Source organism: Actinacidiphila bryophytorum, assembly GCF_016916835.1.
Lineage (GTDB): Bacteria > Actinomycetota > Actinomycetes > Streptomycetales > Streptomycetaceae > Actinacidiphila > Actinacidiphila bryophytorum.
Map to the genome: position 1 here is coordinate 1 of NZ_JAFFIX010000041.1, position 25,437 is coordinate 25,437.

Sequence of the window (25,437 nt, forward strand, 5' to 3'; positions counted from 1 at the left end):
CGACACGGGGTCGCCGTCCTTCGGTACGGGTGGGGTGCCTGGCGCGGGCGATGCCGGCTCCGCGTACGACACCGGTTCGCAGTCCTTCCGTAGCGGCGAGGTGCCGTCGGCGGGCGATGCCGGTTCGCCGTATGACACCGGGTCGCAGCCCTTCGGGACCGCCGACTTCCCGCCCGGGGTGCCGCGGCCCAGCGAGCCGTCCTTCCCCGGCGGCGAGGACGCGCCGAACGCGCCCTTCGGGCCGACCACCGGCGGCACCGGGTCCATGAACGTGCCGCCGGTCACGCCGGAGGCGGCCGGGCCGCCCGCAGGCCCCAACGGCTTCCGCCCGCCCGCCCCCGGACCGCGCGGCGGCGGCCCCGGCGCCTCGGGCGACACCCTGGTCAGCGGCATCCCGACGGTGCCGTCTGGCGCCGCGCGCGGCCCGCGCCAGGCCGCCCCCGCCCCGGCTCCGGCCCCGGCCCGCAGCGAGTCCGCGGAGAAGCCCGCGGCGGCGAAGGCGGCCAAGCCCGCCAAGAAGGGCCGCTCCAAGCCCGTGCTGCTGGGCGTCGCCGTCGGCGGCGTCCTGGTCGTGGCCTACGGCGCCGGGCTGCTGATGAACCACGCCGATGTGCCCAAGGGCACCACCGTGCTCGGCACGGACATCGGCAACCAGAACCGCGAGACCGCCGTCAAGATGCTCGACACCGCGCTCGGCGACCGCGCGACCGCTCCGATCCAGCTCACCATCGGCGGCAAGAAGCAGACCCTCAAGCCGTCCGTGGCGGGCCTGGCCATCGACACCGACGCGACCGTGCGGCAGGTCGCGCACGCCGACTACAACCCGGTCTCGGTGATCGGCTCCCTCTTCGGCGGCAGCCGTACCGCCGACCCGGTCTTCGTCATGGACGAGGACAAGCTCAAGGCCGCGCTCCAGACGCTGGCCGGAACCGGTGGCGGCGGCACCGACGCGATGGTGCGGTTCGAGGACCACAAGGCCATAGGCGTGCCCGGCACCCCGCGCAGGACGCTTGACCTGGTCGCGGCGACCGCGCAGGTCGAGGCCGCCTACCGCACGCGCGCCGAGACCGGCACCGACGCGGCCGTCGTGCTCAACGCGGCCACCGCGCCGCCGAAGGTCTCGCAGGCAGAACTGGACAAGGCCGTCAACGGCTTCGGCAAGGCGGCGATGTCGGGCAAGGTGACGGTGCGGGCCGACGCGGCACACACCATCGACTTCAACAAGACGGTCCCGCAGTTCCTGACGATGGTGGCGACGCCCGACGGGAAGCTCGCCCCGCACATCGATCTGGACACCCTCAAGGGCCTGTACGGGACGAAGTTCGACAAGGTTCTCATCAAGCGCGCCGACGGCTCCAAGACCCCCGTGACACCGGACGACGTGGCCAAGGCGCTGATCAAGGCGCTCGGCGCCACCGACCCCGCGGACCGCACGGTCACCCTGCAGAACGTGGTGTGAGCCCGGTCAGCGCGGTGCGAGCCCCGTCAGCGGCACCGTCGCGCGGAGCGTGAAGCCGCCGTCGCCCGCCCGGCCGGTGGCCAGTGTGCCGCCGGCCAGGGCGAGGCGCTCGGCCAGGCCCGTCAGGCCGTTGCCGTGGCCGTTTCTGTGGCTCTTGCCGTGGCCTTCGCCCTGGCCGGCGGGCGCGGGACCCCGGCCGTCGTCCGAGACGGTCAGCACCGCCCGCCCCGCCGCCCGGTCCAGCGTCACCGCGCACACGCACAAGGTGGCGCCGCTGTGCCGTACGACGTTCGTGGCGGCCTCGCGCAGCGCCCAGGCCAGTGCGCCCTCCGCGTCCCGGTCCAGGCCCGGCAGCAGCTCGGGGACGTGCAGGCGCAGGCTCACTCCCGCCCCGGCCAGCGCCGCGCGCACCGCGGCCGACTCACCTGCCAGCGTCGGCCTGCGGTAGCCGGTGACGGCCTCCCGCACGTCGACCAGCGCCTGCCTGCTGACCTTCTCGATGTCGGCGACCTGCTGCGCCGCCTCGCCGGGCCGGGCCGGCAGCATCCGCCCGGCCAGCTCGCTCTTGAGCGCGATCAGCGACAGCGAGTGCCCCAGCAGGTCGTGCAGGTCGCGGGCCAGCCGCAGCCGCTCCTCGGTGGCGGCCAGCTCCGCGACCGTACGCCGGGCCTCCCGCAGTTCCTTCATGGTGCGCACCAGCTGCGTGACGCCCAGCATCGAGAAGCCGCCCAGCAGCGCCGGCACCACCAGCGACGGGTACAGCTCGCCCGGCGGATCCAGCCACGCGCCCATCCCGGCCAGCAGCACCGTCACGGCGGGCACCGCCCAGCGCGACCTGGCCGGTTTCAGCGCGGCCCCGCAGGAGACGGCCACGTACACGAAGAGCACCAGCCAGTCCTTGCCCAGGCCCGCGGACAGGGCGAAGGACAGGGCCAGCTGCACCCCGATGCCGGCGCGGACCCAGGGCTGCGAGGGCTGGAAGCCGGCCCGGCTCGGGGCGAAGACCACGGCCAGGTAGGCCGCGACGAAGCCGGCCAGGCCCACGCCCGCCAGGGCCGAGACGGCCGGCGAGTAGTCGCCGCCGAAGAGGTCGCCGACCGGTGAGGCCATGTAGAGCAGCCACACGGCGATCCACAGCAGCCGGACCAGCGTCTGCTTGCGGCCGTCCGGCGCCGGCCCGGCGGCCGGCCCCTGCTCTGCCGGCCGCAGCGCCTCGTACCGCCGCAGCGTCGCCTCGACGCTCATCGGCCCCGCTCCTCCCTGCCGCCCCGCGGCCCTACGCCTTCCTGGTGTCCTTGCGGTACAGCCACGCGGCCGTACCCGCGAAGAGCGCCAGGTAGCAGACCAGCACACCGACGTCCTTGCCGTGCGGTGCGTCGCCGAACTCCACGGCCTGCCCCAGCGCCGCGTAGGCGCGGCCCGGGGTGTACCCGGCGAGCGTCTGCAGCCAGTCGGGGTAGGCGGTGAAGGGCGCCCACAGGCCGCCGAGCGCCGCCATCGCGAAGTAGCACAGCATGGAGATCGGCCGGGCCACGTCCGCGGTGGCGACGTAGCCGATGGCCACCCCGAGCGCGGCGAAGACCATGCTGCCCGCCCAGGTGCACAGCAGGATCGCCGCCCACTGCCAGGCGTCCAGGCGCACGCCCTTGACCGCCGCGCCCAGCACCAGCACGATCACGATCGACGGCAGGCTCACCGTCGCCGCCGAGGCGATCTTGGCCGTCACATAGCCGCGGCCGGGCAGCGCGGTCAGCCGCAGCTGCCGCACCCAGCCCTTCTCGCGCTCGCGGGCGATCCGCTCGGCATTGCCCATCAGGACCGCGGTCATCGCGCCGAGCGCGGCCATCGCCACCATGTAGTAGGCGACGTACGTCAGGTTCGCGCCGTCGAGCTTCTTGGACTTGTCGGTGCCCGCGGTGATGAGCAGGAACAGCATGCCCGGGTAGAGCACCGAGAAGAACATGAACTTCCGGTTGCGCAGGGTGCGCACGATCTCCAGCCTGACCAGGGTGTTCATCGCTTGCCCGCCTCGTCGTCCGCCGCGCCCGCTGCACTTGCGCCCGCGGCGGTCGCCGCGTCGGTGATGGCCAGGAAGGCCTGTTCGAGGCCGAGCCCCGCGACCTCCAGGTTGCGCGGGTAGAGGCCGAGGCCGTACACCGCGTACGTCGTGGCGTCCGCGTCGTCGGAGCGGATGCGGACCGTGGGTCCTGTGACCTCCAGGCCCACCACGTGCGGCAGCGCACGCAGCGCGGCCTCGTCGACGGTGCCCTCCAGGTCGAAGGTGATCCGCCGGGCGCCGGCCCGCGCCTTGATCTCGGCCGCGGTGCCGTCGGCGATCAGCCGGCCCTGGTGCAGCACCAGGACCCGGTCCGCGATCGCGTCGGCCTCCTCCAGGTAGTGCGTGGCGAACAGCACGGTCCGCCCCTCCTCGACCTGGCCGCGCATCGTCGCCCAGAAGGCCTGCCGGGCGCTCACGTCCATGCCGACGGTCGGCTCGTCCAGCACGATCAGGTCGTTGGCGCCGGCCGTGGCCAGGGCGAAGCGCACCCGCTGTTCCTGGCCGCCGGACAGCTTGTCGACCATCCGCGCCCCGATGTCGGTGATCCCCGCCGCGGCCAGCACCTGGTCCACCGGGTACGCCCTGGGGTGCAGGTCGCACGCGAGCCCGACCAGCTCCCGTACGGTCACCTCCTCCATCAGCCCGCCGCTCTGCAGCATCGCCCCGACCCGCCCCTCGGCGATCGCCTGCTCCGGGGTGCGCCCGAACACCCGCACCGCCCCGCGGTCGGCGTTCTTCAGCCCGAGCAGCAGGTCCAGCGCGGTGGACTTGCCCGCCCCGTTCGGCCCGAGCAGGGCCACCGTCTCTCCCGGGTGCAGTTCGAGGCTCAGGTCGGCCAGCGCCCGCACCTCCCCGTAGCTCTTGCTCACCCCGGTGAAGCCCACGACGGGCACCCCCGCTCCCGCGGTTCGCCCCGTCGTGCCGTTCGTCGCTGTCACTGTCATGCGCTCAGCTTCCCCGGCCGCCCGGCCCGCCCGGCAGTGCCTCAGGTCGTGACTTCCGCATGACAGATGTCATACGGGTGCCGTACGCGGACGCGCCGCCGGCCCAGGTCACCGCGCGTCACGGGGTGTCACCCCACGACAGGCGGCCAGGTGCGGCGATCGGCGTAAGAATGGGGAGAAATGGGGCGGGTGCCGAACGAGGCGGGTGATGAGTGGATGGCTGCCGGACCCGGCAGGCCGGAGCAGGACGCGGCGGGCGCCGTAGCCGGCGGGCCGGACCAGGACGCTGCGGACGCGGTACGCGGCGGGCCGGATCAGGACGCCGCCGACGCCGTACGGCTGCGGCTGCTCCAGGAGGCGGAAGGGCTCGGCGAGGCCGACCTGCTGCGGCTCGCGCTCCAGCAGGCCGTCGCCGCGCTCGGCGGCTACGGCGGCCTCGCCCACCTGCGCGCCCCCGCCGACGGCGCGCTGCGGCTCGCCGCCGCCAACGGGCTTCCCGAGCCACTCGCCCGGCGCTGGGACGACCTGCCCGCGGGCGCCCCCACGGCCCCCTGCGGCGCCGTGGCGCACCTGCGGGTGACCTGGGACCGCACCTGGCCCGCCGGGGACACGGAGGGCGGCGAGGACGTGCCAGGCGTACCCGCCGGGGGCGTGCTCGCCGTGCCGCTGCTGCTCAACGGCGACGCCGTCGGCGCCCTGTCCGTCCTCACCGGCACCGCCCCCGGCGACGGGCGGCAGCGCTTCCTGACCCGCCTCGCCGAGGTCGTCAGCGGCCGGCTGCCCCGCGCCCGCGTCTGGCGCAGCGGCTCCACCCCCTGGTGGCAGGAGCCGATCGGCACCAGGGAACAGGTGATGCAGCAGATCAGCGTCGGGAACTGGAGCTGGAACCTCGACAGCGGGCTGCTCGACATCGACGAGGTGACCGGCGGTCTGATCAGCGCCGCCGGGCTCGACGCCGGCACCTGGGACCACAGGATCGAGTCCTGGATGGAGCGCATCCACCCCGACGACCGCCCCGGCGTCCAGGAGTCCATCGAGACCTCGCTCGCCACCGGCCAGCCCTACGCCGTCGAATACCGGGTGCTCGACCGCGAGGGCGCCATCAGCTGGCTGGAACTGCGCGCCACCTTCGAACACGACGACACCGGCCGCCCCGTGCGCATGGTCGGCACCGCCTGGAACGTCACCGCCCGCCGCAGCAAGCTCGCCTGGCTCGTCGGCCTGCTCGAACTGCACCCCGACCCCATCCACGTGCTGTCCGCCGAGAACCGCGTCGAATGGGCCAACCACGCCGCCCGCTCCCTCGGCGGCGGCGCGGGCGCCGAGATGATCGGCCAGATCCCCTGGGAGAAGCAGCCCAAACTCGCCGGGCAGGGCATGCCGGAACTCCTCGCCAGGGCGCGGGCCGCACCCGGCGCCCCCGTCACCACGGAACTGACCTACTACGAGGAGCCCAGCGGGCGGCTCGCCTCCTGGACGGTACGCGCCGTCGAGGTCGGCGGCCACGTCGCCACCCAGATGGCCGACATCTCCGAGCAGAAGGCCGCGGAACAGGCCGAGGCAGAGCGCAGCCGCCGGATGACCGAGCTGAACCAGGCGCTGATCCGGGCGCTCGGCACCCGCGAGGTCGTCGACGCCATCACCGAGCACGTCATGCCGATGGTGTCCGCGCAGGGGCTGATCGTGCAGGACCTCACAGGAACCGCGCCCCGGCTGGTCGCCGCCACCGGATACCCGGCCGAATTCCGCGCGGAACTGGAGGCCCCCGGCTGGCCGCAGCGGCTCGCCGCCGCCACCGACACCGCCGCCCCGCGGTTCTTCTCCTCGCTCGCCGACCTCGACGCCCAGTGGCCGCGGCTCGCCCCGCTGGCCCAGCACGGCGGCAGGGGCGCCTGGGCCGTGCTGCCGCTCATCGTCGGCGACCGCAGGGTCGGCTCGTGCATCATCAGCTGGCCCGAGCCGCACGAGTTCGCCGAGCACGAGAAGACGCTGCTCGGCACCGTCGGGGTGATCATCGCCCAGGCGCTCGGCAAGGCCCGGCTCTACGAGGAGGCCAGGCGCCGCGCCGAACGCCTGCAGAAGGAGCTGCTGCCCGGCGAACTCCCGCACACCGTCGCCGTCAGCAGCGCCTCCCGCTACCGGCTCGCCGCGGGCGAGGAGGTCGGCGGCGACTGGTACGACACCATCCCGCTGCCCGGCGGCCGCACCCTCGCCGTCATCGGCGACGTCAAGGGCCACGGCCTCGAACAGGCCATCGCCATGGGCATCATCCGGCACGCCGTCCTCACCGTCGCCGCCCTCGACCTGCCCATCGACGAGATCATGGCCCACCTCAACGACGTGGCAGGCCGCCTCGAACCGCTCACCGCCACCTGCATGCTGGTGCTCTACGACGCCACCACCGGCACCTGCCGGGTCGCAGGTGCAGGGCACCCGGCGCCGATCCTGGTCAGGCCGGGCGGCAAGGCCGGCGAGATCTGCCTGCCCCCGGGGCAGCCGCTCGGCCAGGCGCAGGTCCCCGCCCCCGTCACCGAGGAGGAACTGCCGGAAAGCAGCGTCGTCGTCCTCTACAGCGACGGCCTGCTCGAAGGCGCCGGCCGCGACCCGGAACAGCTCGCGGAACTCGTCACCCGCTACACCGCGAGCGCTCCGCTGCCCGCCGACGAGGACCGCAGGGCGCCCTGGCTCGACCTGCTGTGCGAGACCATCAGCGGCCAGCTCCCGCCCGACCCGCACCGGCAGGACGACGCGGTGCTGCTCGCGCTCGCCATCGGACGGGTGCCCGTCGACCGCATCGCCGCCTGGGACCTGCCCTGCGCCCCCGAGTCCGCCCGGCGCGCCCGCGCCCTGGCCGCGGAACGCCTCACCGAATGGGGCCTGGCCGGCCTCACCGAGACCGCGACGCTCGTCGTCAGCGAACTCATCGGCAACGCCGTACGGCACGCCGTCGGCATCGGCACGGACGTCGCGGACGACGTCGACGGGCTGCTGCGGCTGCGGCTGCTGCGCCTCACCGACGACTCCGTCACCTGCGAGGTCTACGACGGCTCCCAGGCCACCCCGCGGGTACGGCACCCGCTGCTGGACGACGAGTTCGGCCGCGGTCTGCAACTCGTCGCCGTCACCGCCCAGCGCTGGGGCACCCGCTACACCGAGGGCGGCAAGTGCATCTGGGCGCGGATCGCACTGTGACCTGTTCGGCGGGTGCCGGGCGGCAGCCGCCGTTCGTTGGGCCGGGTATGACCCACGCACCCCTGCCCATTCCCGTCGCCGCCGCGCTGGAAGCCGCCAACGCCGGGGCCGTCGAGGACTTCCTGCACGCCTTCGCCGACGACGGCGCCGTCGACGACTGGGGCCGCGAGTTCCGCGGCCGCGACGCCATCCGCCAATGGAGCGACGCCGAGTTCATCGGCAAGCAGGTCAGGCTCGACGTCACCGGCTGCCGCACCGAGGGCGACACGACCACCGTCAGCGCCCAGGTCGGCGGCAACGGCTACAACGGCCCCTCCGACTTCGCCTTCACCGTCCGCGGCGACCGCGTCGCCCTGATGCGCATCACCGGGTGAACGCAGCTCACTAGGCTGAGCCCCATGAACGCCCCGAGACCCGTCAGAGTGCTGCTCGCCGACGACCAGTCCATGGTCAGGGAGGCGCTGGCGACACTGCTCGGTCTCGAGGACGACATGGAGGTCGTCGCCCAGGTCGGCCGCGGCGACGCCGTCGTCGCCGCGGCCAGGGCCCACGAGCCGGACGTGGCCCTGCTCGACATCGAGATGCCCGGCATGACCGGCATCGAGGCGGCGGCACTGCTGCGCACGGAGTGCCCCCGGGTGAAGGTCGTCATCGTCACGACCTTCGGCCGCCCCGGCTACCTGCGCCGCGCCATGGAGTCCGGCGCGGAGGCCTTCCTCGTCAAGGACGCGCCCGCCGCGCAGCTCGCCGAAGCGGTACGCCGCGTCCTGCGCGGGGAACGCGTCATCGACCCGACGCTGGCCGCCGCCGCCCTCGCCGACGGGGCCGACCCGCTCACCGCGCGCGAACGCGACGTCCTCACCGCCGCGGCCGACGGCAGCGTCAACGCGGAGGTCGCCCGACGGCTCGGGCTCTCCGAGGGCACGGTCCGCAACTACCTGTCGACGGCCATCCAGAAGACCGGCGCCAGGAATCGGGCCGAGGCGGCCCGCATCGCCCGCGAAAAAGGCTGGCTGTAAGCCAGCCCACCCCCCACCTGCCCGCCGCCGACGCACTTCCCCCACCCGGAGGGGTTTCGCGCACAGTCCCCCGCGCCCCTCGGTGATTGCCACTTGCTGTGGCGTTGCTTTCTTTCGGCCTGTTCGGGCTGGGCGCGCAGTTCCCCGCGCCCCTGGGGGGTGCCCTCTTCCCGCAGAGTTGGCGCTTTCAGGCGGCGCCCTCTGCGCAGGGGGGCGAGCGTTTTTCAGGGGCGCGGGGAACTGCGCGCCCGATCACGACGCAACGGTAGAAAGCAACGCCACCGCAAGTGGCAATCACCCTCACCCACCCACCGAAAGGTGCAAGCTCACCGCAGGTGGCAATCACCTGGGCACCCCCCGCCGAGGGGAAGGCGTAGCGCGCAGGGCAAGGGGGCGTACCCCCCAAAACACGGCCTAGTTGAGGTGGGCTCGGGCGGAGCGGGCGCGGAGCCGGATGGCGGAGGCGGACTCGGGGTCGAACGTGCCGATGACCTCGGCGTAGGAGTCCATCTCGGCGGCCCCGCCGAGAAAGTCCCCCATGGCTACGAGGAGCTGCGCTCGCTCGTAGCGCAGCTTCGCCGGATGCCGCGGCAGCAGCAGCGTCAGGTCCAGCGCCCAGAGCTGGACCGCCCGGTGCTCGGGCCGCGGCGCAGCCCAGACGCGGATGTTGTTGAGGATGCGCTGAACGACGTCCAGCGGGTCGGCCGGCGTGAAGGACTCCGCGCCCTCCGCGAGGAGTTGCGCGTCGGCGGCCGACATGAGCCGCCCCCCGTCGAAGGGGTCGACGAGCACGTGCTCGCCGTCGGGCTCGCCGATGCCGACGGCGAAGTGGCCGGGGAGGGCGACGCCGTAGACGGGGGCGCCGGCGCGGCGGGCGACCTCGATCCAGACGACGGACAGCAGGATGGGCAGGCCGCGGCGGCGCCGCAGGACTTCCTGGAGCAGCGAGGAGGACAGCCGCTGGTAGTCGCCCGGTGTGCCGTGGAAGCCGTGGCCGGCGCCGAGGACCCGGTGGAGGGCGACGGCCCAGTCCAGCGGGGTGCACAGGCCGTGCGGGAGCAGTCCGGCGAGCCGGTCGAGTTCGATCTGTGCGGCGTCGGCGGCGTCGCCGTCGAGTGCGGGCTCGGCGCGGGCGCCGATGAGCAGGCACAGGTGGGCCAGGTCGGGGCGTTCGTCCCTGGCTGCGGCGGCGAACCGTTCGGGTACGGTCATGCGGCCGGTCGCCGGTAGTGGTAGCCGTGGTGGTCGGTGAAGCCGAGCCGGTCGTAGAGGGCGCGGGCGGCGTCGTTGTCGGCCTCGACCTGGAGGTAGGCGGCGGTGGCGCCCTCGCGGGCGGCCTGCCGGGCGAGCGCGCCCATGACGGCCAGGGCGAGGCCGCGCCGCCGGTGCGACGGTATGACCTCGACGGCCCCGAAGAGCGCCCACGGCCCGTCCACGACGGCCCGCCCGATGGCGCCGGGGGTGCGGGCGAACCAGACGGAAGGACCGCCGGTGACGACGGCGAGTGCCGCGTCCGCAAGGTCCCCTGTGCGGTGGTAGGCGGCCAGCCAGTCCGCGTCGGGGGTGCGGGACAGGGCGACGGGCTCGGCTGCGTCCGGCAGCAGGGTCAGCGGCGCGAGCGGCGCGGTCCTGACGAGCGTGTCGGCCTCGCGTGCCCATCCGCGGTCGGCGGCCCCTGCGGCGTACGGCGAGGAGTCGGGCAGCTGGAGGTACGGGGTCGCGCCGCGTTCGCCGTACCAGCGTTCGACTTCGGCGAGCGCCTCGTCGAGCGGCAGCCCGGGGTCGCCGACGGCCAGCACGGAGTTGGCACGCCGGGTGAAGCCGCCGGCATACCGGAGGGTCCAGTCGCCGAGCGGTGCGGTCTCGGTCGCGGGCCACGCCCGGGCGGCGACGGCGTCGAGTTCCCCGTCCGTCACAGCCGGAACAGCGGCCCCGCGCCGGACCGGTGCGGGAGGGACGACCTTGCCGGCCACGAGGGCGGATTCCGCGATTCGGACGGATTCGCCGGTCCTGCGCGTGATCTGCACCACTCCCTCGTCCCAGGATGCGAGAACACCGACCGTATCGGTGAACGTGGGGCGCCCGTCAGTGACATCCGCCAACTGCCGCACGGATACACGTTTTCCCACGTCAACGGGGGTGATACGGACTTCGAGTCGCGCACCGGCCGAGAAATCCGCTGGCATGCGTGCCCCTCCTGTTCGGTTCGTGCCCAGGAACGGAGATACTAGGTGCGGGCATCGACGACGCCGCGCTCCCGCGCGAGATGAGCCCTATCGAGGAGGAACGACAGCGTGACCTACGTCATCGCGCAGCCTTGTGTCGACGTCAAGGACAAGGCGTGCATCGAAGAGTGCCCGGTCGACTGCATCTACGAGGGCGCTCGGTCCTTGTACATCCACCCGGACGAATGTGTCGACTGCGGCGCGTGCGAACCGGTCTGCCCGGTTGAGGCCATCTTCTACGAGGACGACACTCCTGAGGAGTGGAAGGACTACTACAAGGCGAATGTCGAGTTCTTCGACGAGCTGGGCTCTCCCGGCGGCGCGTCGAAGCTCGGACTGATCGAGCGCGACCACCCCTTCATCGCCGAGCTGTCCCCGCAGAACCAGTAACGCACCAGGTACGCACCACCCTGCACCAGGTACGAAAGCCAGCACGCCGCGCCCCGAGGGCGTCTTCCGCCACGGCCCCGTACGCGCCGCAGCGCCGTACGGGGTCGTGGCGTACCGGCAGGACTCTGAGAGTGTGAGCACGTGAGTATTTCCGCCCGTCTGCCGGTCTTCCCGTGGGACCGCCTGGAGCCGTACAAGGCGGCCGCCGCCGCGCACCCCGACGGCGCCGTGGACCTCTCTGTGGGCACCCCCGTGGACCCGGTGCCCGAGGTGGTCAGGCAGGCGCTCACCGCCGCCGCCGACAGCCCCGGCTACCCGCTGACGTACGGCACCGCAACGCTGCGCGCCGCCGCCGCGGACTACCTGCGCACCTGGCACGGCGTGGCCGTCGCCGACCCGCGGCACGTGCTGCCGCTGATCGGCTCCAAGGAACTCGTCGGCTGGCTGCCGACGCTGCTCGACCTGCGCGAGGGCGACCAGGTGGGCTACCCCGAGCTGGCCTACCCGACGTACGAGATCGGCGCGCTGATCGCCCGCGCCGAGCCGGTCACCTACCGCGACCCGGTCGCCGAGCTGGACCCGGCGCGGGTCAGGCTGCTGTGGCTCAACAGCCCCTCCAACCCCACCGGGCAGGTGCTGGGTGCCGCGGAGCTGCGCCGCGTCGTCGGCTGGGCGCGCGAGCACGGCATCCTCGTGGTGTCCGACGAGTGCTACATCGAACTGGGCTGGGAGGGCACGGAGCCGGTCTCGGTGCTGCACCCCGACGTCTGCGGCGACAGCCACGACGGACTGGTCGCCGTCCACTCGCTGTCCAAGCGGTCCAACTTCGCCGGCTACCGCGGCGCCTTCCTGGCCGGCGACCCCGCGGTCGTGGCGGAACTCCTGGCGGTGCGCAAGCACGCCGGCATGATCGTGCCGCAGCCCGTCCAGGCCGCGATGGCCGCGGCGCTCGGCGACCGCGCCCACGCGGTCGAGCAGAAGCAGCGCTACGCCCGCCGCCGCACCGCCCTGCGCACCGCACTCGAAGGGGCCGGCTTCCGCATCGAGCACAGCGAGGCCAGCCTCTACCTGTGGGCGACCCGCGGCGAGCCCTGCTGGGAGACGGTGGCCGACCTGTCCAAGCGCGGCATCCTGGTGGCCCCCGGCGAGTTCTACGGCCCGGCAGGAGCGGAATTCGTCCGCGTGGCCCTGACGGCGACCGACGAGCGCGTGGCCGCGGCGGTGTCCCGGCTGGCCTGACCGCCTGCGCGCCCGCTAGGCCGTGTTGTGGAAGTCCCGCCTGCCCCGCGACGCCTGGCACGCACGCTCGCTGCGTTGTCGGAGTCGTCCGAGTAGGCCCACTACGAGGACGACCCTCCGCCTTGCGATCGCACGCACCAGACGCCGCGGGGCCCGCCCTGTGGGCGGACGGCGCTACTTCCAAAACACGGCCTAGCCCAGGGGGAGGGCTTTCAGCGGGAGCTGGTCGGTGGCGGGCAGCGCGCCGGTGTTCGGCAGGGCGCCGTTCACCGGGAGGGACTCGGCAGTGGCGCCGACGATGCGGCCCGCCGCGTCGGTGGCCTGCGCGGCGCTCGCGGAGCCCAGCGAGGCGCCCTTGAGCGTGGCGCCGTCCAGGGCGGTCAGGCCGCCCACCGCCGGGCCGGGCGCGGCGGCGTGCACGGCCCCCGCGGCGACCAGCGGTGCGGCCGCGGCACCGACCAGCAGGGCGGCCCGGGCGATCCGGCGCGGGAGGGGGAGGGACATGGCGCTCCTTGCGGCGAGTGGTCTCCAACAACGCCGTGACTATCGGCGGGCGGGCCGTAAGGTTGCGGTCGCACAAGGTAAAGAATGCGCAATGCGTCGCATAATACGCATGCGGCACAACGGATATAACGGACGGCCGATATGACCCGGCCGGCACCGTGAAAGAACGTCACACCCCAGGCCGGACAGCGGAATCGGCGAACGGCTCGGCAATGCGCCGCCCACCGTACGCCCGGCGCCGGGAAAACCCCTCCCGGGTGACGGCGGGCACTACTGCGCGACGGTGATCCGTACGAATCCGCCGCCGGCACCGTCGGACTTCCCGCCCGCGTCCTCCGCCGCCTTGCGCCACCCGCTGCCGGAGCGCTCCGCCCGCCACTCCATGCCGGCGAAGGACACCGCCTCGACCCTGAGGTCGTGCGCGTGCGCCACCGACCACTGCGCCAGCTGCCAGCCCCGGCGGACCGTGTCCCCCGCGGCCCCGCCGCGGGCCGGAGCGGCCGGCACGCCCACCGTACGGGCCGGCTCACCCGCCGTCCTCGGCCGCGCCCCCGAGCCGAACTCCCGCTTCAGCGACGTGGCCACCACCGCGGTGTCGCCGGGCGCACCGCCCGCACTGTCCGCCCGGTCCGCACCCGTCGTACAGCTCAGCGCACCCGCCTTGCGGCCGACCAGCACCGCCGTGAGCAGCGTGGCGTCCGCCTCGTGCTTCGCGTACGCGTCCGGGTAGCCGCTCTTCTGCACCTTCTGCGCCGCCACGGTCAGGGGCAGGCCCGTGTAGCCCTTGATCTTGACCAGCCGGTCGTAGAAGGCGTTCGTCGAGTACACCGGGTCCTGCACCTGCTGCACGGTGCCCCAGCCCTGCGACGGGCGCTGCTGGAACAGCCCCAGCGAGTCCCGGTCCCCGTGGTCCAGGTTGTCAAGGCGGGACTCCTGCAAGGCCGTTGCCAGCGCTATCGTCACCGCGCGCTCCGGCAGTCCGCGGGACGTGCCCACCGCGGCGATGGTCGCGGCGTTCGCGGCCTGCGACTGCGTCAGCTCCAGGGTCACGTCGTCCGAGGTGACCTTGCAACCCGCTTCCTGCGGGGACTTTTCGGTGAAGTGGTAGGCGGCATACGCGGCCGCCGCCAGCACCACCAACGCACTCAGCGTGCAGCTCGCGATGCGGCGTGGTCTTCTCGCCGAAGCGGCCCCTGACGTCGACACATCCCGACCCTACCGGCTCCCCGCCCCGCCCTCGCGCCGCCTGGCGCCCGCCGGCCCGCCTCCCCCCGGTGGGGGCTTGTCGCGCAGTTCCCCGCGCCCCTGAGGTCCTGCCCCTTGCGGTGGCGTTGCTTCCTCTCCGCCCGTTCGGGCTGGGCGCGCAGTTCCCCGCGCCCCTGAAAAACGCTCACCCTCCCCGGCAGACGGCACCCCCTGAAAACGCTCACCCTCCTGCGCCGAAGGCGCCCCCTGAAAACGCCAGCTTTGCGGGAAGGGGACAACACCCAGGGGCGCGGGGACCTGCGCGACAAGCCACGACGCACCGGAAGGTGCGAGCTCACCGCAGGTGGCAATCACCTGGGGGCGCGGGGAACTGCGCGCCCAATCACGACGCACCGGAAGGTGCGAGCTCACCGCAAGGGGCAATCGCCCAGGGGCGCGGGGAACGGCGCGACAAGCCACCGCGGTGCTGAGGCCGATCGCCCACCGCAAGGGGCAAATACCCCAGGGGCGCGGAGCGCCTAGAGTGCGGAGGTATGGGACGCGGACTTGACCTCAAGACAGATGTGGCCGTCCTGACGGCAACCCTCGTGGATGTACCGTCGGTGAGCCGTGAGGAGAAACCGCTCGCCGACCTGATCGAGCAGGCCCTGCAAGGGCACCCCCACCTCACCGTGGACCGCGACGGCGACGCGGTGGTCGCCAGGACGGACCTCGGCAGGGCCGAGCGCGTCGTCCTGGCGGGCCACATCGACACCGTCCCGATCGCGGACAACGTGCCCTCCCGCCTGGAGGGCGACGTCCTGTGGGGGTGCGGAACGAGCGACATGAAGGCGGGCGTCGCGGTCCAGCTGAAGCTGGCGGCCGCGCTCACCGACCCCAACCGCGACCTGACCTTCGTCTTCTACGACGCCGAGGAGATCGCGGCCGAGTTCAACGGCCTCAAGCGGCTGGTGGAGCACCACCCGGACTGGCTGGCCGGGGACTTCGCGGTGCTGATGGAGCCGACCGGCGGCCGGGTGGACGGCGGCTGCCAGGGCACCTTGCGGGTGCGGGTGGAGACGACGGGGCGCCGCGCGCACTCGGCCCGCAGCTGGCTGGGGGAGAACGCGATCCACAAGGCGGCGCCGGTCCTGGCGCGGCTGGCCGCGTACGAGCCGCGCCGGGTGGAGATCGACGGGCTGACGTACCCCGAAGGGCTGAACGCCGTGATGATCGAGGGCGGCCACGCGGGGAACGTGATTCCCGACACGTGCGCGGTCACCGTGAACTACCGCTTCTCACCGGACCAGAGCGAAGCGGAAGCCCTGGAGCGGGTCCGCGGTGTCTTCGACGGCTTCGACGTGGTGCTCACCGACAGCGCGCCCGGGGCGCTGCCCGGCCTGTCGCACCCGGCCGCCGCGGCCTTCGTCGCGGCGATCGGCACCGCTCCCGCGGCCAAGGAGGCCTGGACGGACGTGGCGCGCTTCTCCGCGCTCGGCATTCCCGCGGTGAACTACGGCCCCGGCGACCCGACGCTGGCGCACACCCGCGAGGAGCACGTGGAGGTCGGGGCGATCCGCGAAGCGGAGCGCAAGCTGACCGCCTGGCTGACCTCCTGAGCGGAGGATCACCCAAACGGCAGGCAACCGAACTGGGGTGCGCCCGGGTCCTTCCTCCCGGCATGGTGTGATCGGAAACGTCCGGTTCGGGACGTGGGGGAGGGGCGCCGGGTCGTGGGACTGACCAGCGGGTGGTTCGCCGCGCTGCTCATCGCGGCGGCGGTGGCGGCGGTTGCCGGTGCGGTGCTGCTGTGGCCGAGGACGCGCGGGCCGCGCGTCCTGCAGGTGGTCCTGCGGATCGGCATGATCGTGATGTGCCAGGTCACCGCGATACTCGTGGTGATGGTGACGGTGAACAACGAGTACGGCTTCTACGCCTCGTGGGACGACCTGCTCGGCCATGCCAACTCCGGCGGCGCGACCCGGCAGGCGGGACGGTCCGGCCCCCCGGCGCCCGAGGTGCCGGACTACGGCGTGAAGTTCGCCTCGTACTCGCAGGGCTTCGAGCGGGCCACCGTCCACGGGTGGGAAAGCGGAACGAAGGGCGACGTCATCGTCTGGCTGCCGCCGCAGTATGCCAAGCCGGAGTTCGCGCACACCCGCTTCCCGGTCATCGAGGTGCTGCACGGCATACCCGGCACCCCGCACAGCTTCCTGCGCGGGATGCGGCTGGGCCAGATCATGCAGGACCAGATCAGTGCGGGCCGGGCCGAGCCGGCGATCCTGGTGCTGCCGACCATCACCCCCGACCGGGTCAACACCGGGTGCGCGGACGTCGCGGGCAAGAGCAAGGTCGAGACGTGGCTGACCCACGACGTGGTCAAGACGATCTCGCACAACTTCCGCACCCTGCCCGCGCCCCGCGGCTGGGCGGTGATGGGCATATCCACCGGCGGCTACTGCGCGGCCCGGCTGGCCCTTGAGCACCCCGAGACCTTCGCCGCCGGCGCCGCCCTGGCCCCCGACGACCCGTCCAAGGGGGTGCGCTCACCGCTGTGGCTGGCGCGCACCACGCACCCGGACACCCGGCTGCTGGTCGAGTCGAGCCTGCAGGACCGGGAGAGCCCGCCGAAGTTCGCCGACTGGATCACCGGGGCCGCCCAGGCGCCCACCGAGGTGAGCACCCTGGAGCTGAGCAGCGGCGGCCACAACTGGAACACCTGGGGCCGGATGTTCCCCGACGCCTTCACCTGGGTCAGCGCCCGCCTCGAAGCGCCGCGGGCGGTGCCTTTGGCCCCGTCCGCGGCACCCTGATGCGTAGGCTGCCGATATGACAGATGCACAAGGCGTCCCGGAAGACGCCCAGGAGGCGGCGGTCGCCGCGAACGCGGCCGCGGAGGAACTGCCGTACGGCAAGGGCTGGCCGGAGCGGCACACAGGACCGGTCGTGCGGCGGCGCGGCCAGGTGCAGACCGGCACCACCGACCAGCGGCTGCTGGACAGCCGCGGCCCGTCCGACTGGGTCCACGGCGACCCGTGGCGGGTCATGCGCATCCAGTCGGAGTTCGTCGAGGGCTTCGGCGCGCTCGCGGAACTCGGCCCCGCCGTGAGCGTCTTCGGCTCGGCCCGCACCCCCGCCGACTCGCGGGAGTACGAGGCCGGCGTCCGTATCGGCCGGGCACTGACCGAGGCGGGCTTCGCCGTGATCACCGGCGGCGGCCCCGGCGCCATGGAGGCCGCCAACAAGGGCGCCCTGGAGGCCGGCGGTGTCTCGGTCGGCCTCGGCATCGAGCTGCCCTTCGAGCAGGGCCTGAACCCCTACGTCGACATCGGCGTGAACTTCCGCTACTTCTTCGTCCGCAAGACGATGTTCGTCAAGTACGCCCGCGGCTTCGTCGTGCTGCCCGGCGGCTTCGGGACCCTCGACGAGCTGTTCGAGGCGCTGACCCTCGTGCAGACCAAGAAGGTCACCCGCTTCCCGATCGTGCTGTTCGGCACCGAGTACTGGGGCGGCCTGGTCCAGTGGATCCGCGGCAGCCTCATCGCCGAGGGCAAGGCGTCCGCGGCCGACCTGGAGCTCTTCCACGTCACCGACGACGTGGACGACGCGGTCGAGCGCGTCACCAAGGAGAGCGCGTAGCGCCCGCCCCGATCGGCTACGCCAGCCCGCGGCGGGCGACCGCGGGCGGGCGGTGGCCGGCGATCGAGGCCACCATCTCCAGCACCTGACGGGTCTCGGCGACCTCGTGCACCCGGTAGACCTGGGCGCCGAGCCACGCCGAGACCGCCGTGGTCGCCAGCGTGCCGATCAGCCGTTCCTTGACCGGGCGGTCCAGCGTCTCGCCGACGAAGTCCTTGTTGGACAGCGACACCAGCACCGGCCAGCCCGTCGTCACCATCTCCGGCAGCCGCCGGGTCGCCTCCAGCGAGTGCCGGGTGTTCTTCCCGAAGTCGTGCCCCGGGTCGATCATGATCGCGTCCCTGCGCACCCCCAGGTCCACCGCCCGCTCGGCCAGCCCGCAGGTCACCCGCAGGATGTCGGCCATCACGTCCTCGTAGCCGACCCGGTGCGGCCGGGTCCGCGGCTGCGCGCCGCCCGCGTGCGTGCACACCAGGCCCACCCCGTGCCGCGCGGCCACCTCGGCGAGCCGGGGGTCGACACCGCCCCACGCGTCGTTGAGCATGTCCGCGCCCGCCGCGCACACCGCCTCGCCGACCTCGTGCCGCCAGGTGTCCACGCTGATCACCACGTCCGGGTGGCGGCGGCGCACCTCGCCGACGAAGGCGGCCGTACGGCGGATCTCCTCTTCCGCCGACACCTCCGCGCCGGGACCCGCCTTCACCCCGCCGATGTCGATGATCGCGGCGCCCTCGGCGACCGCGAGCGCGACCCTTTCGAGGGCCGGTTCGTCGGTGAAGGTGGCGCCCTGGTCGTAGAACGAATCGGGCGTACGGTTCACGATCGCCATGATCACCGGCTCCCGCTCGCCGAATTCCCGGGTGCCCAGCCGAAGTGCCACTGCCGCTCCTCATCTCAGACTCATGCGATCGTGGCACGATCGTGCCTGACATGGACGGCCTGACGACCCACGGCAGGCCCTGAGGTGCCGGACTCCGGGAGATCGACGTGTTCTGGTTCATGCTCATCGCGCTGGTCGCGGTGGTCGCCGCGGTGGCAATGGCCGTACTGGGCGACGGCGGCCCGCTGCGGGACGCCGGCACCGACCGGCTGGACGACAGGCTGCCGGCCGACCGCCCGCTGATCCGCTCCGACATCGACGCGGTGCGGCTGCCGACGGCGGTACGCGGCTACCGCATGCTCGACGTCGACGAGGTGCTCGACCGGCTCGGCGCGGAACTGGCCGAGCGGGACGCGCGCATCGCCGAGCTGGAGTCCTCGCTGGCCGGTGTGCACGCGGGCGGCTCCACGATGTCCCTGCACAAGCAGGAGCCCCCGGCCTCCGAGGAGCAGGGCGGCGCCGGTGAGTGAGCCCGTCGGGGTCGTCGTCGGCGAGGACGGGCTCGCCCGCTGCCCGTGGGGCCTGTCCACGCCCGACTACGTGGCCTACCACGACCAGGAGTGGGGCAGGCCCGTCCACGGCGACGACGCGCTCTTCGAGCGGGTGTGCCTGGAGGCCTTCCAGTCCGGCCTGTCCTGGATCACGATCCTGCGCCGCCGGGAGACCTTCAGGGCGGCCTTCAAGGGCTTCGCGATCGACGCGGTGGCGGACTTCACCGACGCGGACCGGGAACGGCTGCTCGCCGATCCCGGCATCATCCGCAACAGGGCCAAGGTCGACGCGTCGATCGCGAACGCCGCCGCCGCGCGGGCGCTGCGGGACGAGGGCGGCCTGGACGCTCTCGTCTGGTCCTTCGCCCCCGACCCGGCCACCCGCCCCGCCCCCCGCACCACCGCCGACGTCCCCCCGACGTCCCCGGAGTCCGTGGCCCTTGCCAAGGCCCTCAAGTCCCACGGCTTCCGCTTCGTCGGCCCGACCACGGCCTACGCCCTGATGCAGGCCTGCGGCCTCGTCAACGACCACCTGGCCGCCTGCTCAGCCCGCTGAGGGCCGCGTAGACGGGGGAGGGGGAGCGGTTCTCAGGGGCGCGTGGGGGTACCTCCCAGGCGAAGCTCTGGGGGAGAACGGAGGGCTCAGCCACGATGTACGAGCACGTGCGAAGGCCACCGCAAGTGGCACCCCCTGCGACCCCCCGCCCGGGGGAAGCGTGGGGTCACCGCCCCACGTAGACGGCGGCCCGCTTCTCCAGAAAAGCAGCCACCGCTTCGCGGTGGTCCGCGGAGCCGCCCGCCGCGGACTGCAGCTCGGCCTCGCGGTCCAGCGCCTCCGCGAGGGGGTGCGCGGCCGAGTAGGCCAGGGACGCCTTGATGGAGGCGTAGGCGAGCGTGGGGCCGGCCGCCAGCCGCCGGGCGGCGGCGAGCGCCTCGCCCGGCAGGTCCGCGGCCGGAACGACCCGGTTCGCGATGCCGAGCGCCTCGGCCTCCTGCGCGGACACCGAGCGCGGGAAGAGCATCAGGTCCGCGGCCCTGGACGGCCCGACCAGCCGCGGCAGGCTCCAGGACATGCCCGAGTCCGCGGACAGGGCGACACCGGCGAAGGCGGTGTTGAAGGACGCGGTGTCCGCGACGACGCGGAAGTCCGCCGCGAAGGCGAACCCGGCTCCGGCGCCCGCGGCGACCCCGTTCACCCCGGCGACGACCGGCTTCGGCATCGTCGCGATGGCCAGCGTGATCGGGTTGTAGTGCTCGGCGACCGTGGCCATGCCGCCGCCCGCCGCGAGCGTCGCGACGTGCTCCTTGAGGTCCTGGCCGACGCAGAAGGCCCGCCCGCTGCCGGTCAGCAGCACCGCCCTGACCGCCTCGTCCGCGGCCGCGGCCAGCAGCGTGTCCCGCAGTGCCACCTTGGTGCCGGTGTCGAGCGCGTTCATCGCCCCGGGGCGGTTGAGGGTGACGGTGGCGAGCCCGTCGGAGACCTCGTACAGCACGCTGTCGGCCATGGCAGTAACCCCTTCGTCGCGGCAACGGTCCTGGCCAGAATGCCGGACCCGCGGACCTGAGGTCATGTGACCTACGTCAAGTGTTTTCGTGCGCCGCCGGGACCCCCACGCCCGGCGCCGCACGGCCGCGGCGCCGAATTGACAGGTTTTGCGGGTGTCGATTGTGGAACGGAGTGCCACCGCTGTTGGTCATCGGGCAGGTGGATGCGGGATAATGGCCGAGAACCAATGTGTTCGAGTCCGAGCTGGTTTCAGGAAGGGGAACGAGCATGGCGGCCATGAAGCCGCGGACGGGTGACGGCCCGCTCGAGGTGACCAAGGAGGGGCGGAGCATTATTATGCGCGTTCCGCTTGAGGGCGGCGGGCGGCTTGTTGTCGAGCTGACCCCGGACGAGGCGGATGCCCTCGGCGATGCGCTGAAGAAGGCCATCGTCTGAGACCAGCGGTCCCCTGACATCGTCGCGGCCACGTACTCCGTGCGTGGCCGCGCCCCTTTTCCCGCGCCCCGGATGCCGGGCGCTCCGTGCGCCTTGCTACGGGCGCCGGACCGCGCACAGCAGACCGTCGTCGGTGGGGAGCAGGACCGGGGACAGCCGTGTGCTGTCCCGCACCGCCCGCAGCAGCTCGCGCAGGGTCAGCGACTCGGGGTCCTGGTGGGCGGCGTCCAGCGCGCGGCCCTGGGCGAAGGCGCCCTCGAAGCAGACGACGCCCCCGGGGCGCAGCAGGCGCAGCGACTCGTCCAGGTAGTCCAGGTACTCCAGCCGGTCGCCGTCGCAGAAGACCAGGTCGTAGGCGCCGTCGGTGAGGCGGGGCAGGACGTCGAGCGCGGCGCCGGGGATGAAGCGGGAGCGGTTCGCGGCGAAGCCCGCCTCCCGGTAGGCCTCGCGGGCCAGCTGCTGGCGGTCCGGCTCGGTGTCGACGGTGGTCAGCACACCGTCGTGGCGCATCCCGCGCATCAGGTGGATGCCGGAGACCCCGGTGCCGGTGCCGATCTCGACCACGTACTTGGCATTGCCCGCGGCGGCCAGCAGCCGCAGTGCCGCACCGGTGCCGGGGGAGACGGGCCGCAGTCCCGACGCGTGGGAGCGGGCGCGGGCGCGTATGAGGGCGTCGTCCTCGGCGACGAAAGCGTCGGCGAAGGCCCAGCTCGCCTGCCGGTTGCCGGTAATGGCCCTCTCCTCGTAGCCGACTGTGCCCGATGACTGTCCGTTGACCGTGTGGCCCCGCCCGGGCGACTGTATCCGTTGGGTCGGGGAACCCGCTGATGGGACTGCGCGTTAGGCGGGGTGAAGGCACAAGGGCGGGAGTGCTCGGCGTCGGATCGGGTTCCCGGCCCGGAGGCAGCACTGCATTTATCCGGAGCTAACGGGCGAGGTGGATATGGTAGAGGCTCTACTGGACACCACCAGAGCCGACAGGGGAGGTGCGGCTGCGGCCGGTGACCGGAAGGTGCTCACGCGCTTTCGATGGTCGGCCGGACAGCCGAAATCCGTGACCAAGACTGCTGATGACAGTTCACGCGACAACGACTCCTCGACCGCGACTTTCGCCACCGACGGGGACCCTCAGGCGTGGACGCCTCCTTCCTGGGAGGAGATCGTCAGCACGCACAGTGCCCGGGTGTACCGGCTGGCCTACCGGCTGACCGGCAACCAGCACGACGCGGAGGACCTCACGCAGGAGGTCTTCGTCCGGGTGTTCCGCTCCCTGTCCACCTATACGCCCGGCACCTTCGAGGGCTGGCTCCACCGCATCACCACCAACCTCTTCCTCGACATGGTGCGGCGCAGGCAGCGCATCCGCTTCGACGCCCTCGGCGACGACGCGGCCGAGCGACTGCCCAGCCGCGAACCGTCCCCCGCGCAGCACTTCAACGACACCCACTTCGACGCGGACGTCCAGCAGGCGCTGGACACCCTCGCACCGGAGTTCAGGGCCGCCGTGGTGCTCTGCGACATCGAGGGGCTGTCGTACGAGGAGATCGCGGCGACGCTGGGCGTCAAGCTGGGCACGGTGCGGAGCCGGATCCACCGGGGCCGCTCCCACCTGCGCAAGGCTCTGGAGCACCGGGCACCCGGTGCCCGGCCGGTTCCCGCGCTCGCCGCCGCCGTACCCGAACCTGGCCTGGAGGGCGGGAGAGCGTGAGCACCAGCGGTTCAGGCGAGCAGCGCGCACATCGCATCGCGCCCGCCGAGCAGCACCTGGGCGACCGGCTCGCCGCGTTCGTCGACGGCGAGCTGGCCGACGACGCACGCGACCGGGTGCAGGCCCATCTGGCCACCTGTGCGCAGTGCAAGGCGGCCGCCACCGAGCAGCGCCGCCTCAAGAGTGTCGTGGCGTCCACCGAGCTGCCCGCGATCTCCGCGGGGCTGCTCGCCAGGCTCCAGGGCCTGGCCGCCTGCGGCTCCAAGGACGGCGACGACGGCCCCTTCGACGGCCGCGGCGCGCTGGACGGCCACGACGTCCACGAGGTGCCGCAGGGCGACCGGCGCGGCCCCTTCGACGGCGGCCTGCTCGACTCCGGCGTCTTCGGCTCCGGGGGCCGCCGTCAGATGTCCTACCTGACCCCCGCCCGCGACCTGCTGGCGCCCGGCGACGGCAGGGGCGCCCGCGGCTTCCGCATCCACGAGATGGCCCGCACCCTCACCGGTGCCGAGCCCGTCGCCCCCGGCCCGCTGGACGGCCCCGCAGACCCCCGTGGCGGCGCCACCGCCGCCCGCGCGGCCGCCCAGGCCTCCCGCGGCAGGCGGTTCGCCTTCGCCGCCGCAGGGGCCTTCTCGATGGCCGCCATCGCCCTCGGCGGCGCCCTTCCGATGGAGGCCGGCGTGGACGGCAGCGCCCACCCCGACGACGGCCCGGCGGTCACGCCGTTCAGCGCCGCCGACTCGGTCTCCGACACCCACGGCACCACCCCGCGCGACCTGCTGGACGCGCGCGAGGAGCGCCGGCTGCGGCAGGTGAGCGTGCCGCTGCCCGGCAGCCTGGCGTCCGCGGCCTCCGTGGCGTCCGTCACCTCGGTGGCCCTCGCCGGCGCCCAGGCGACCCCCGGCGCGCTCCCGGCAGGGGCGTTCGACACGAGCCGCCCCCCGGTGCTGAACGGCTCCGCGGACAGCTCAGCGGCACTGCACTGAGACGCGACCTTCACCCTGCGGCGACGTACTGTTGGCCGCAGCCACTCCCGCTCCGCGCGGGCGGGCAGGTAACGTAAAGTCCGCCGGACTCAGCCCTCCCGGCGGCGGACGTCCCAAGGAGCTGCAAGGTGTTCTTCGACATAGGCCCGCTTGAGCTGGTCGCGCTCGTGGTCCTTGCCGTGCTCGTCTTCGGACCCGACAAGCTGCCGAAGGTCATCCAGGACACGATGGCCTTCATCCGCAAGGTGCGGGAGTTCTCGGACAGCGCCAAGGAGGACATCCGGCGGGAACTCGGCCCGGAGTTCAAGGACTTCGAGTTCGAGGACCTCAACCCCAAGACGTTCATCCGCAAGAACCTGATGAACGACGAGGACGAGTACGGCCTCAAGGAGCTGCGGGACCTGGGCAGCAGCCTGGACCTGCGCAAGGAGATGGCCGAGGTCACCGACGCGGTCAACGGCGTCGAGACGCCTGCCTCCGGCGTCCGCAAGGCCGGCACCGCGACCGCCGCCGCGTCCGGCACGCCCGGGCCGACCACGCCCGACCGGCTGCGCAAGCGCGAGCAGTTGGACGAGGACGAGCCGCCGCCCTTCGACGCCGACGCGACCTGAGACGGTGCCCTTGTGTCGGTGTTCCACTGCCGTCCCACCGCGGGTCCCGAAGTCAACCGGATCAGGGTTTTTCGCCCGATCGAGTGATCATTGTCCATGTGTTCGCCGTCACCCCGCGCCGTTTCTGCCCCCGAACCCACCCAGGGTCGGGCAAGATGGCGAGTCGCCCAGAAGGGCAATGAGGAGGCGCGACCCAAATGGAGACGAAGACCGGTTCGGCACAGGGGGCGGTCGACGGCTACTTGATGGCCGACTTCCCGTGGTACGGGCTGGACGAGGCGTTCACCGGACGCCGCTGGCTGCACACGGTCGGGGCGAGCGGGGACGGCACGGTCGAATACGGCTCGATAGGGCATGGTGACGAGCCCACGCTCAAGGCCGACCCCGCCGACGAGTCGCTGAAGTTCGCGGTCGTCATGACGGTGGCGCAGCGCCCAGGGCGGCGCACCGCGGACGGCACCGGGCTGCTGGAGGCCACGTCGGTCTCCTCCGCGGCATGGCTCGCAGGCTCGGGTCTGCTCGCGTGCACCTGGCCCACCACGATGGAGCGGGCGCTCCGCCAGGACTGGCTCGACCAGCAGACCGCCACGGCGTGGGAGCTGGCCGACGACCTCGCAGGCCCCGGGTGGGCCGCGCTCACCCTCCCGGTCGACGGCGAGCCGACGCCCTTCCACTACCGCGAGTCCGAGTACGGCTGGGTCCTCGCGGGCTCCGCCCGCGGCGTCCACCTCGGCGCGTTCGGGCGCGGCATAAGCGCATACGGGCTGGCCTTGGCGGCCATCCCCGACATCCGCGCTTACGAGGGCGCGTAGCGCCTTCCCCGGGGGCGCCGCCCCACCAGCCCCCGCGGGCCGCCCCCGGGCCTTCCCACCTCCGTGGCTTGTCGCGCAGTTCCCCGCGCCCCTTCAGGTCCTGCCACTTGCTGTGGGCCCGCACCATTCGGTCCGTCGTGGTTGCGCGCGCA

At 73.1% G+C, this 25,437-nt stretch carries 26 protein-coding genes; 16 read left to right on the plus strand and 10 right to left on the minus strand.

Annotation, left to right across the window (positions count from 1 at the left end):
* Positions 1 to 1,459: hypothetical protein (locus JT723_RS33285; RefSeq protein ID WP_205048619.1), on the plus strand; the 1,459-nt coding region annotated here is incomplete at its 5' end.
* A 6-nt stretch (positions 1,460 to 1,465) separates the two neighbouring features.
* On the opposite strand, the gene JT723_RS33290 is transcribed toward JT723_RS33285, so the two are convergent.
* Genes JT723_RS33290 through JT723_RS33300 form a run of 3 tightly spaced genes read right to left on the minus strand, consistent with a single transcriptional unit; the run spans position 1,466 to position 4,462 of the window.
* The gene (locus JT723_RS33290; RefSeq protein ID WP_205048620.1) at positions 1,466 to 2,704 is read right to left on the minus strand and encodes a sensor histidine kinase; all 1,239 of its coding nucleotides are present in this window, start codon (positions 2,702 to 2,704) and stop codon (positions 1,466 to 1,468) included.
* A 31-nt stretch (positions 2,705 to 2,735) separates the two neighbouring features.
* Positions 2,736 to 3,476: an ABC transporter permease gene (locus JT723_RS33295; RefSeq protein WP_205048621.1), complete on the minus strand. Its 741-nt coding sequence runs from the start codon at positions 3,474 to 3,476 to the stop codon at positions 2,736 to 2,738.
* On the minus strand, positions 3,473 to 4,462 hold the full coding sequence (locus tag JT723_RS33300; protein WP_205048622.1) for an ABC transporter ATP-binding protein: 990 nt from the start codon (positions 4,460 to 4,462) through the stop codon (positions 3,473 to 3,475). Before JT723_RS33300 ends, JT723_RS33295 begins: the two co-directional genes overlap by 4 nt.
* A 216-nt stretch (positions 4,463 to 4,678) precedes the next feature.
* On the opposite strand from JT723_RS33300, the gene JT723_RS33305 reads away from it, so the two are divergent.
* The 3 genes from JT723_RS33305 to JT723_RS33315 are packed head-to-tail and all read left to right on the plus strand — an operon-like array spanning position 4,679 to position 8,673.
* Entirely contained in the window at positions 4,679 to 7,654 is a 2,976-nt protein-coding gene (locus tag JT723_RS33305; protein WP_205048623.1) for a SpoIIE family protein phosphatase, read from the plus strand.
* 47 nt (positions 7,655 to 7,701) lie between these two features.
* A complete protein-coding gene (locus tag JT723_RS33310) occupies positions 7,702 to 8,028 on the plus strand; it encodes a nuclear transport factor 2 family protein (RefSeq protein WP_205048624.1) in 327 nt (108 codons plus the stop codon).
* A 24-nt stretch (positions 8,029 to 8,052) separates the two neighbouring features.
* On the plus strand, positions 8,053 to 8,673 hold the full coding sequence (locus JT723_RS33315) for a response regulator transcription factor (protein ID WP_205048625.1): 621 nt from the start codon (positions 8,053 to 8,055) through the stop codon (positions 8,671 to 8,673).
* Between the two features lie 414 nt (positions 8,674 to 9,087).
* On the opposite strand, the gene JT723_RS33320 is transcribed toward JT723_RS33315, so the two are convergent.
* Entirely contained in the window at positions 9,088 to 9,885 is a 798-nt protein-coding gene (locus JT723_RS33320) for a transglutaminase-like domain-containing protein (protein ID WP_205048626.1), read from the minus strand.
* Positions 9,882 to 10,859 carry a GNAT family N-acetyltransferase gene (locus JT723_RS33325; RefSeq protein ID WP_205048627.1) on the minus strand — a complete coding sequence of 326 codons (978 nt, stop codon included), beginning with the start codon at positions 10,857 to 10,859 and terminating at the stop codon, positions 9,882 to 9,884. Before JT723_RS33325 ends, JT723_RS33320 begins: the two co-directional genes overlap by 4 nt.
* Positions 10,860 to 10,967: 108 nt before the next feature.
* Between JT723_RS33325 and fdxA the strand changes: the two genes are divergently transcribed.
* Both fdxA and dapC read left to right on the plus strand, forming a co-directional pair.
* Entirely contained in the window at positions 10,968 to 11,288 is a 321-nt protein-coding gene (fdxA, locus tag JT723_RS33330) for a ferredoxin (protein ID WP_033171714.1), read from the plus strand.
* 141 nt (positions 11,289 to 11,429) lie between these two features.
* Positions 11,430 to 12,527 (plus strand): succinyldiaminopimelate transaminase, encoded by a 1,098-nt coding sequence (dapC, locus tag JT723_RS33335; RefSeq protein ID WP_205048628.1) that lies wholly within the window; start codon positions 11,430 to 11,432, stop codon positions 12,525 to 12,527.
* A 192-nt stretch (positions 12,528 to 12,719) separates the two neighbouring features.
* Here the strand turns inward: dapC and JT723_RS33340 are convergent, their stop codons facing one another.
* The gene (locus JT723_RS33340) at positions 12,720 to 13,031 is read right to left on the minus strand and encodes an ATP-binding protein (RefSeq protein ID WP_205048629.1); all 312 of its coding nucleotides are present in this window, start codon (positions 13,029 to 13,031) and stop codon (positions 12,720 to 12,722) included.
* A gap of 270 nt (positions 13,032 to 13,301) precedes the next feature.
* Positions 13,302 to 14,237 carry a heavy metal transporter gene (locus JT723_RS33345; protein ID WP_205048630.1) on the minus strand — a complete coding sequence of 312 codons (936 nt, stop codon included), beginning with the start codon at positions 14,235 to 14,237 and terminating at the stop codon, positions 13,302 to 13,304.
* A 533-nt stretch (positions 14,238 to 14,770) separates the two neighbouring features.
* Between JT723_RS33345 and dapE the strand changes: the two genes are divergently transcribed.
* From dapE to JT723_RS33360, 3 genes are all read left to right on the plus strand, one after another.
* On the plus strand, positions 14,771 to 15,835 hold the full coding sequence (gene dapE, locus JT723_RS33350) for a succinyl-diaminopimelate desuccinylase (RefSeq protein ID WP_205048631.1): 1,065 nt from the start codon (positions 14,771 to 14,773) through the stop codon (positions 15,833 to 15,835).
* 114 nt (positions 15,836 to 15,949) lie between these two features.
* The gene (locus tag JT723_RS33355; protein ID WP_205048632.1) at positions 15,950 to 17,029 is read left to right on the plus strand and encodes an alpha/beta hydrolase; all 1,080 of its coding nucleotides are present in this window, start codon (positions 15,950 to 15,952) and stop codon (positions 17,027 to 17,029) included.
* Positions 17,030 to 17,045: 16 nt separating this feature from the next.
* Positions 17,046 to 17,855 carry an LOG family protein gene (locus tag JT723_RS33360; protein WP_205048633.1) on the plus strand — a complete coding sequence of 270 codons (810 nt, stop codon included), beginning with the start codon at positions 17,046 to 17,048 and terminating at the stop codon, positions 17,853 to 17,855.
* Between the two features lie 16 nt (positions 17,856 to 17,871).
* On the opposite strand, the gene folP is transcribed toward JT723_RS33360, so the two are convergent.
* Positions 17,872 to 18,684 (minus strand): dihydropteroate synthase, encoded by an 813-nt coding sequence (gene folP / locus JT723_RS33365; RefSeq protein WP_205048653.1) that lies wholly within the window; start codon positions 18,682 to 18,684, stop codon positions 17,872 to 17,874.
* A gap of 158 nt (positions 18,685 to 18,842) precedes the next feature.
* Between folP and JT723_RS33370 the strand changes: the two genes are divergently transcribed.
* Together JT723_RS33370 and JT723_RS33375 are read left to right on the plus strand one after the other, a co-directional pair.
* Positions 18,843 to 19,205, plus strand: a complete 363-nt coding sequence (locus JT723_RS33370) for a DivIVA domain-containing protein (RefSeq protein WP_205048634.1) — start codon at positions 18,843 to 18,845, stop codon at positions 19,203 to 19,205.
* Complete coding sequence (locus JT723_RS33375; protein ID WP_205048635.1) at positions 19,198 to 19,782, plus strand: DNA-3-methyladenine glycosylase I; 585 nt, start codon at positions 19,198 to 19,200, stop codon at positions 19,780 to 19,782. Before JT723_RS33370 ends, JT723_RS33375 begins: the two co-directional genes overlap by 8 nt.
* 166 nt (positions 19,783 to 19,948) lie before the next feature.
* On the opposite strand, the gene JT723_RS33380 is transcribed toward JT723_RS33375, so the two are convergent.
* The gene (locus JT723_RS33380) at positions 19,949 to 20,731 is read right to left on the minus strand and encodes an enoyl-CoA hydratase/isomerase family protein (protein WP_205048636.1); all 783 of its coding nucleotides are present in this window, start codon (positions 20,729 to 20,731) and stop codon (positions 19,949 to 19,951) included.
* 269 nt (positions 20,732 to 21,000) lie between these two features.
* On the opposite strand from JT723_RS33380, the gene JT723_RS33385 reads away from it, so the two are divergent.
* Positions 21,001 to 21,168, plus strand: a complete 168-nt coding sequence (locus JT723_RS33385) for a DUF3117 domain-containing protein (RefSeq protein WP_073493047.1) — start codon at positions 21,001 to 21,003, stop codon at positions 21,166 to 21,168.
* 96 nt (positions 21,169 to 21,264) lie between these two features.
* Here the strand turns inward: JT723_RS33385 and JT723_RS33390 are convergent, their stop codons facing one another.
* Positions 21,265 to 21,972: an O-methyltransferase gene (locus tag JT723_RS33390; RefSeq protein WP_205048654.1), complete on the minus strand. Its 708-nt coding sequence runs from the start codon at positions 21,970 to 21,972 to the stop codon at positions 21,265 to 21,267.
* 139 nt (positions 21,973 to 22,111) lie between these two features.
* Here JT723_RS33390 and sigE point away from each other — a divergent pair, with 139 nt between their 5' ends.
* The 4 genes from sigE to JT723_RS33410 all read left to right on the plus strand — a co-directional run bounded on the left by sigE (position 22,112) and on the right by JT723_RS33410 (position 25,285).
* Positions 22,112 to 22,876 carry an RNA polymerase sigma factor SigE gene (gene sigE, locus JT723_RS33395; RefSeq protein ID WP_205048655.1) on the plus strand — a complete coding sequence of 255 codons (765 nt, stop codon included), beginning with the start codon at positions 22,112 to 22,114 and terminating at the stop codon, positions 22,874 to 22,876.
* Entirely contained in the window at positions 22,873 to 23,862 is a 990-nt protein-coding gene (locus JT723_RS33400) for a zf-HC2 domain-containing protein (protein ID WP_251512404.1), read from the plus strand. The genes sigE and JT723_RS33400 overlap by 4 nt, the downstream gene beginning before the upstream one ends.
* A gap of 128 nt (positions 23,863 to 23,990) precedes the next feature.
* Entirely contained in the window at positions 23,991 to 24,473 is a 483-nt protein-coding gene (locus tag JT723_RS33405; protein ID WP_205048637.1) for a sec-independent translocase, read from the plus strand.
* A gap of 197 nt (positions 24,474 to 24,670) precedes the next feature.
* A complete protein-coding gene (locus JT723_RS33410; RefSeq protein ID WP_205048638.1) occupies positions 24,671 to 25,285 on the plus strand; it encodes a hypothetical protein in 615 nt (204 codons plus the stop codon).
* Positions 25,286 to 25,437: the final 152 nt, after the last annotated feature.